The 7,563-nt window shown below is 40.9% G+C and carries 7 protein-coding genes and 2 pseudogenes; 3 read left to right on the plus strand and 6 right to left on the minus strand.

Annotated features, from left to right (window positions below):
• Nucleotides 1–180, plus strand: a pseudogene (locus tag UYI_RS37370) (hypothetical protein); the annotation flags it as partial.
• A 186-nt stretch (nt 181–366) separates the two neighbouring features.
• Here UYI_RS37370 and UYI_RS0129805 read toward each other — a convergent pair.
• Entirely contained in the window at nt 367–627 is a 261-nt protein-coding gene (locus UYI_RS0129805; RefSeq protein ID WP_016870345.1) for a hypothetical protein, read from the minus strand.
• Nucleotides 628–733: 106 nt separating this feature from the next.
• The gene (locus UYI_RS37375) at nt 734–943 is read right to left on the minus strand and encodes a hypothetical protein (RefSeq protein ID WP_146007564.1); all 210 of its coding nucleotides are present in this window, start codon (nt 941–943) and stop codon (nt 734–736) included.
• Between the two features lie 130 nt (nt 944–1,073).
• Between UYI_RS37375 and UYI_RS40315 the strand changes: the two are divergent.
• Nucleotides 1,074–1,199: pseudogene (locus UYI_RS40315) on the plus strand (hypothetical protein); the annotation flags it as partial.
• Between the two features lie 17 nt (nt 1,200–1,216).
• On the opposite strand, the gene UYI_RS38210 reads toward UYI_RS40315, so the two are convergent.
• From UYI_RS38210 to UYI_RS0129825, 4 genes are all read right to left on the minus strand, one after another.
• Nucleotides 1,217–1,390, minus strand: a complete 174-nt coding sequence (locus UYI_RS38210) for a hypothetical protein (RefSeq protein WP_016870346.1) — start codon at nt 1,388–1,390, stop codon at nt 1,217–1,219.
• Between the two features lie 54 nt (nt 1,391–1,444).
• Nucleotides 1,445–1,999 carry an Hsp20/alpha crystallin family protein gene (locus UYI_RS0129815; RefSeq protein WP_016870347.1) on the minus strand — a complete coding sequence of 185 codons (555 nt, stop codon included), beginning with the start codon at nt 1,997–1,999 and terminating at the stop codon, nt 1,445–1,447.
• A gap of 152 nt (nt 2,000–2,151) precedes the next feature.
• A complete protein-coding gene (locus tag UYI_RS0129820; RefSeq protein ID WP_016870348.1) occupies nt 2,152–2,532 on the minus strand; it encodes a response regulator in 381 nt (126 codons plus the stop codon).
• 132 nt (nt 2,533–2,664) lie between these two features.
• A complete protein-coding gene (locus UYI_RS0129825) occupies nt 2,665–6,675 on the minus strand; it encodes a response regulator (RefSeq protein ID WP_016870349.1) in 4,011 nt (1,336 codons plus the stop codon).
• Between the two features lie 683 nt (nt 6,676–7,358).
• Here UYI_RS0129825 and UYI_RS33700 point away from each other — a divergent pair.
• A partial coding sequence (locus tag UYI_RS33700) for a DUF72 domain-containing protein (RefSeq protein WP_035139095.1) occupies nt 7,359–7,563 on the plus strand: 205 nt, incomplete at its 3' end.

Here is a 7,563-nt window from a genome sequence, read left to right on the forward strand (position 1 = left end):
GGGGAGATGGGGAACTCACCGGCCCCCACGACCGACAGGGAGTGGGGATTAGGGGCAATGGGGAGATGGGGAGATGGGGAGATGGGGAGATGGGGAACTCACCGACCCCCACGACCGACAGGGAGGAGCCAGTGCGGTGGACGCGTTTCCCGGCATAAAGCACCTGGCGTTGGGGATTAGGGGCAATGGGGAGATGGGGAGATGGGGAGATGGGGGGCTAGGGGTCCCCACTTTGTGGGGTTGGGGGGCAATGGGGAGTGTGGGGAGTCAATAATAAATTAACTACTAACCACTAACCAATGTACAGACGCGCCATGGCGCGTCTCTACAACCACTAACTACCAACAAATGACTAATGACAATTGACTAAATTCTTCTAAATTGCCTGGTACTGAGTACTGCTTCTCCATGATCTGGTATCCAGGCTATCCACTCATATTGAGAAATTGCACACAGCAGTAGTGCTTCGTCAAAGCTATAGGGGTTGGGTAGTTCCAAAAGTCTCACCCAGGTATTAGGTTGAAAATGCTGCTGTTTGGTTTTAATGCCAAACTCATCACTTGACCAATCCAGATCCTGTCTTCTGGCTTGTACTGCAAAATCTGGTCTACTAGAATCTAATTTCATGGCTTTGTCTTACCTTCAGCCAAGTGCTAATCAAAAAATATTTCTGTAACTAAGACTACAAAATAACTAATATTTTAGAAAAGAGATTGTTTTATAACTTAACTTTTTACGTTAAATGTTTCCAAGTGACACACTTGGATATACTTAGGACAATTAAAAAAGCTTGCTTAATACTGACTAAATCTTCACTGATTCTGGATAATGCTGAGTCAGTTTTAGGCTCAAGCGATCGCTCAGTCAAACTTTTGGGATGTCCGTGATGGTATTTGCCTGATAATACTGACAGGACATACTGATTGGGTGCGTTGTGTAGCATTTAGTCCTGGCTTTTCACATCATGTGGAAACCTAACCCCCTAACAGAGTTTCCTACGAGGAAAGGGGGAAGAAATTTAAAGCCTCTCTCCTACAAGGAGAGAGGTTTTCCAGATCCCGTGAAAAGTCAGATTTAGTCCGACAGGGAAAACTGTGGCTAGTAGTAGTGCCGATCACACAATTAAGCTATGGGAAAAACAGGGAAGTGCCGCGATATCTGCATTAACCAACAATCAACCACTAACAACTAACCACTAACAACTAACAACAAATCCCTAATGTCTTCCCTTATCAACTTCTCCCTCAAATGGTTGTACACCTGTTTCTGGATAATTGTCATCTCTAGGAGCAAAAATTCTTACAACTCCGCCGTATATGTAACGAACAACTTTTTGAGGAGTTTCTATAATTCGTTGCCAAATTCCACCTTTGTTTGTTGTGTCAGTCATAGAATCTTCTCCTGAATTGTTCAAAAAACTTTTAGTGAATATCTCAAGATTTTCTTAATTAGTACCAACTTCAGCAGCAGCACGAACATGCATAGTATCTTGTAAGTGTTCTTGATGCTGACGTTCTTTTGTCATCGCTTCTCGCGCCGCCTCTTGTACGCTGAGATCAACTTTTACTACGTTGCGTTTAGCTGCTTCGACTTTGGGAAGAGTAAGTGTCAAAACACCATTTTTAAATTCAGCTTTGACTTGATCATTTTTGATCGGAACTGGTAGAGGTACTATCCGTTGAAATTGACCATAGCGAAACTCAGAACGAATAAAACTTTTGTCTTGTTGTTGTTTTTGTTGTTGATATTCTCCAGTAATAGCAACAGCATCTGTGCTGACTTCCACATCTAAGTCTTTAGCTTCCATACCTGGAACTTCAGCTTTGAGGATAATGTCTGTGTCAGTTTCTGTTAGTTCAACAGCTGGAGTCCAAGTTGCATTTAATTTTGGAAATAAACTCTCATGTCCTTGACCATGCGTCCATTCATCAAATAGATGATTGATCTGTTGACGTATAGAATCAATTTCTCTTAAAGGTTGCCAACGAATTAAAGACATATTCTCTTCCCCTGTTACAACTAATAACTCTTTTTGTTTCGAGACTTGTAATAGTTGACTCTACTTTCAGATTAGGAAAAGAATATGAGGAACTTGTGAAGATTTAAAAAATTACGAATTATAAATTATGAATTATGAATAAAACATAATTTTTATAGATTCCAACCCAAAGCTGACGCTACCTGTGGGGCTAACTCTAGAGGATTAAACGGTTTAGCGATCGCTGCCTTTATACCCAACTGAACATAACGACGACGGTCAGAAGCTTGGATCTTTGCAGTTAATAAAATCACCGGGATCGCTTTTGTGATTTGATTTTCTTTTAGTTTCTCAAAAGTAGTCAGTCCATCCATATCTGGCATCATGACATCTAACAGAATTGCATCTGGTTGATAGCTCTCAGCCTTGCTAATACCTTCTTTCCCCGAACCTGCTGTCAGCACTTGCCACCCTGCAACTGTTTCTAAACAAACCTTCGCAACTTCTTGAATATATTCTTCATTATCAATTACCAACACTTTCTTATTTTTCATCCTTACTCTCCTCTTCCCATTGAATACAACATTGCATTAATTCATAGCGAATTATCCTTAAAAAAGACTCTGCGTACCTTTGCGCTAGCTCTGCGTACCTCTGCGTTTCAAAACTATACTAAACATCATAAGCTATTCCATAGACACAGAAGGGATTTCACAAGTATTCTTACTTCTTAAGTCCGAATTCGATTGTGTAATTTGGTGCAGTAATTGCATCACTCTATTTTCAAATTCTTGGGGAGTTACTTGTCCTTTTTCCAGAAATTCTGTATGTCCTAGCTTCAGCCTTTTTCTCTCAGACTCTTGCAACTCCTTAGCCGAATAAATCATCAGAGGAATCTTGCAAAGTTGATTGTGTTGCTGTAACCATTCCACAACTGTAAATCCATCACCCTCAGGCAAAATCAAATCCAGAATCAGCAAATCAGGATTCACTTTTTGGCTGAGACGAATTGCTTCTTTACCTGTTTTGACATGGACAATATTAATATCATGAAGTTTAAACAGAGTTTGCAAAACTTCCGCCAAATCGGGATCATCCTCAACCAACAACACACGAATTTGTTTAGGAGAATTTTTTAGTGCTTGTCGTAACGACTCAAATAACAAGCTTTCTTCTAAAGGCTTACTGACCCAATTGACAAAATCTTGATTTGATTTATTGTTACTGTTTGGTGTACAAACACTGCCAATAATGATCGGAATATCTTGAGTATCAACCCTTTGTTTGAGAACTGTCATTGTTTCCCAGCCATTCATACCGGGCATGAGTAAATCTAGTAAAATCACATCTGGATGGCTTGAAGACGCAGCCGCGATCGCTTCTTCACCATTAGCGACTGTAACTACCCGATAATGGCGTTTTTCCAGAAGAGTTTGTAACTCACTGCGAATATCAGGATCATCATCACAGACAAGCACCAAAGGAATATGATCACTGTCATAGTCTTCTAATTCATTAATTTGAGAAACCTGCAATATCGGTAAAGTAAAGTAAAAAGTACTACCATTACCCAACTCACTATCCACCCAAATTTGACCACCATGTTGCTGGACAATACTTTTACAAATCGCTAACCCCAAACCAGTACCCTCATGATTGCGGGAATCCGAAGAATCCACCTGTTGAAAGCGCTCAAAAATACTCTCTAATTTATCAGATGGGATACCACGCCCGGTGTCACGGACTGTGAATAGGATATGGGAATTAGGAAAGTGGGGTGGTGGGGTGAAGTCTTCTCCCCACTTCAGTTCTGCGCTTAACCAAACTGTAGAACCAGCAGTAGAAAATTTGATGGCGTTACTGAGTAAGTTAGTCAGGGTTTGCACAATCCGATCAGGATCTGCCCACAACTGTTGAGATAAGCTAGACACTGAGAGGGTAATCTTAGCTTTTTCAGCTAGGGGTTGCATGACATTTATTGCTTCGGCGATCAAATCGGCGACATTGCAGGTTTGTTTTTCCATCTTGACTTTACCTGATTCAATGCGCTCGATATCCAGGATGTCGTTGATCAGCCTGACAAGACGTTCGGTACTATCCACAGCAATTTGCAGCAAGCGTTTCCCCTGTTGTGAGTCTGGTTTGATTAAACCACTGGCTAACATTCCCAATGAACCATGAATCGAAGTTAGGGGTGTGCGGAGTTCGTGACTGACAACAGAAACAAATTCATCTTTCATTCGTTCTACTTGCTTGCGATCGCTTATATCTTGCAAGTAAACCGTATACACTATCTCTTGACCCAGTTTTAACTTAGAAATAGAAGCCTCTGCGGGAAATTCTGTACCATCTTTGCGACGACCGTAAATTTCCCGACGTTCTCCCATCCTACGAGCGACTTTTGTAGACCTGCCAAAATCTGATACGTATTGTCGATGTGCTTGAATATATTGCGATGGCAGCAATATATCTAGGGGCTGTCCTAAAACTTCTTGGCTAGTGTAACCAAAAATTTTCTCTGCTCCTTGGTTAAACAGAGTAATCTTTTGACTGCTATCAATAGAAATAATCGCATCATCTGCGATCGATACTATGCCAGCAAACCTCGCTTGGGAGTTCCGCAGTTCTTCTTGGGCGCGTTGACGTTCGCTGAGTTCAGACTGGAGTTGTTCATTAATTTTAGTTAGCTGGGCTGTGCGTTCTGCTACTCGCAGTTCTAATTCATCCTTTGCTTGGCGTAATTCTTGTTCTATTGTCGCTTGTTCGCGCAGGCGGGTGTTGAGTTTCGTCTCTGCTTGTGTGTTTCCTCCTTGATAAATTTCTCGCATCCGCCGTAACCGAATCCGTTCTAGGCGATTGACAATTCTAGTCACGAGTTCTGGCCCAACTATGGGCTTGCTAACAAAGTCATCTGCACCTACTGTAAAAACCTGGTTAACAATGTCAGCATCGTTATGAACAGTGAGAAATAAGATTGGTAATTCACTCCATTGAGGATCATTACGTACAACTTGACAAATTTCTATACCATTTATCCCTGGCATTTCGACATCAAGAATCAGTAAATCTGGCGTGACTGCTTCCAAATTTTCCCAAAAATGCAGGGTATTTTCCAAACATGTAACTTTGATTCCCCAAGGCACTAGTAATTTTTGTAACAATGCTCCAATTGTTGGATCATCATCTACAGCTAGTATGTGTGCTTCTGCATGGGGAGACTCTTGCAACACTTGATTGACTGCTTCTAACACTTGGTTAGCAGACATCGGCTTGGGTAAAAAGGTGTGTCCACCATTGCGAGCAGCTTGTAAACGGTTGCTAAAGTCACTGTCTTTGGTCAAAACTATTACTGGTACAGGGGGCTTGCGCTGCTGCAATTCTGCTAACAGGTTGAAACTATCTTCATGATCTGAAGAAACATCCAGGTCTAACAGAATAATACTAGGATGCTTTTGATACAGTATAGTTCTGGCTGTTGTAGTATCAGTAGCGATCGCCACCTGTAAATTTTTGTTAGTAGCTTCTTGTTGAATTTGTGCGGTGAAAGTGCGATCGCAATCTACCACCAATAACAAAGGATGCTCATCTTCACGATTGACTATAGATCCTATGCCTTGGTCATTACTTGTAATTTCCTGACGCAATTGCTGTACCCAACTAAGCAACTGAGTAGTTTCATCTTCAGTTAGAGTTTTATTAGCTTTGAGCAACTGCTCAATTCTGCGTGCTAGTTGGGAGCCAACAGCAAAGCCAAAAGTACCCAATGAGCCAGCAAGGGTATGTGCTTTTTGTAAAGCCTGTTTTCGTAGCTTTTGATTCAATCTTTTACATTTGGCATCGTCAGCAGCTTGCTCGAGCAATTCCACTTGTTCTTCTACCTTAACTTTATACTTATTCCAGACTCCAGCAACAGCCACAAGTGTTTGTTGAGAAGACGGGACTGTAATAGACGACGCGGAGAATATTTCATCTGTATTCCCCGTGTCCCCTTGTCCCCCATGTCTTCCTATCCCCGCCTCTTCCCTACGTGGCTTCAACCGATAACCAATACCATACACTGTTTCAATTAGATCCCCAGGCGCACCTACGGCTTTTAATTTGTGCCGCAATCCTTTGATATGGGTACGAACCGCCTCTTCTCCTGGTATATCCTCATAAGACCAGAGATGCTCTAAAATCATGCCACAGCTAAAAACTCGGCGACTATTTCGCAAAAATAGTTCTAGCAAAGCATATTCTTTGGGGGTTAATGGCAGCAATTCTCCAGCATAAGTAACTTCACAACTGGTAGGATCAAGCTGTAAATTACCCCATTCCAAGACTGGTTGTGATATTGCTCCTCCGCGACGTAACAGCGCCCTGATCCGAGCAACTAATTCTTCTTCATCAAAGGGTTTGACGAGGTAGTCATCCGCGCCAGCATTTAAACCAATTGCCTTTTCATGGCTGCTATCGCAACCTGTTAATAACAAAATTGGCATTTGCAAACCACGCGCTCTAATTTGCCGACAGAGGGTAATACCATCTATCTCCGGCAAGATAACGTCTAAGAGAATTAGATCGTAATCAAAAGTTTGTATTAAATCCCAAGCTGCTTGACCATTGAAGGCTTCTTCTACAGCATAATTGTAATTCGTAAGGACAGCAGCAAGTACATGGGCAACAAGCTCATCATCCTCGACAATTAATATCTTCATTGTAAAGAGTTAAATTATATTAATGAAAACAAAAGCTTATGGACGCAAATAATTAAAATTTAAGTCAAAAAAATTGGCGTCAATGTGATCTTAAAAAAGATATCAAAAAGAGTTAATCGCGCTTTACAAAAGTCTAATTTAGTTTATAAAATTAAATAAGAAAATTTTAAATTCTAACTAACAGCAGCTTTTGGAACTGCCAAGAAAAAATATCCAGGCTTTTAGCTAAAATCAGATAAATTTAACTAAAAACATTAATAGCAGAACTTATCTAAAGATAACTCAACAAAAAAAGATGATTCTACTTGAGTAGACTTAAGCTATTAGCCCCAAATTTATTTGAGGGTGGGATGTTGGGCTTAGAAAATTACAATTTGACCAAAATAAACTTTTGCTATGTAACTCTTTAGAATGAAATAGTCCTGCCTGCAACGGGGGGAAGATTCAGGAAAAACGAACACAGATGGACACAGATGGACACAGATTTATCACCAACACATCATCTATCTGTGTGCATCGGTGTGTATCGGTGGTCGATTTCTCAAAAATTATAGTGGTTTGCGGTTAATTCTATTGTTCGGACATACGATATAAAGATGACAGAAGAAAAAATGACTCAAGCCAAAATGGAAATGTAGAGAAAATTCGCAAAAACTGAAGATATTTTATCAAGGAATATAATTGTGAGCTTTTTCATCGGTTGTGCTGTTTGGGCATATAAAGGCTGGGTGGGCGAACTTTTTCCCCCAGGTACTCGTCCTGGTGACTTTCTCCATCTCTACAGCCGTCGTTTCACTACAGTAGAAGGTAACACCACATTTTATGCTGTACCAAACCAAGAAACTGTAGCCCGATGGGCAACTGATACACCACCAGGTTTTGAACTGA

Source organism: Fischerella muscicola PCC 7414 (assembly GCF_000317205.1).
Taxonomy (GTDB): Bacteria; Cyanobacteriota; Cyanobacteriia; order Cyanobacteriales; family Nostocaceae; genus Fischerella; species Fischerella muscicola.

Bases quoted from the DNA above. Each gene is read 5' to 3' on its own strand.
- UYI_RS37375 (WP_146007564.1), bottom strand. From the start codon at position 943: ATGCTACACAACGCACCCAATCAGTATGTCCTGTCAGTATTATCAGGC.
- UYI_RS0129825 (WP_016870349.1), bottom strand. From the start codon at position 6,675: ATGAAGATATTAATTGTCGAGGATGATGAGCTTGTTGCCCATGTACTT.
- UYI_RS0129815 (WP_016870347.1), bottom strand. From the start codon at position 1,999: ATGTCTTTAATTCGTTGGCAACCTTTAAGAGAAATTGATTCTATACGT.
- UYI_RS0129820 (WP_016870348.1), bottom strand. From the start codon at position 2,532: ATGAAAAATAAGAAAGTGTTGGTAATTGATAATGAAGAATATATTCAA.
- UYI_RS38210 (WP_016870346.1), bottom strand. From the start codon at position 1,390: ATGACTGACACAACAAACAAAGGTGGAATTTGGCAACGAATTATAGAA.
- UYI_RS0129805 (WP_016870345.1), bottom strand. From the start codon at position 627: ATGAAATTAGATTCTAGTAGACCAGATTTTGCAGTACAAGCCAGAAGA.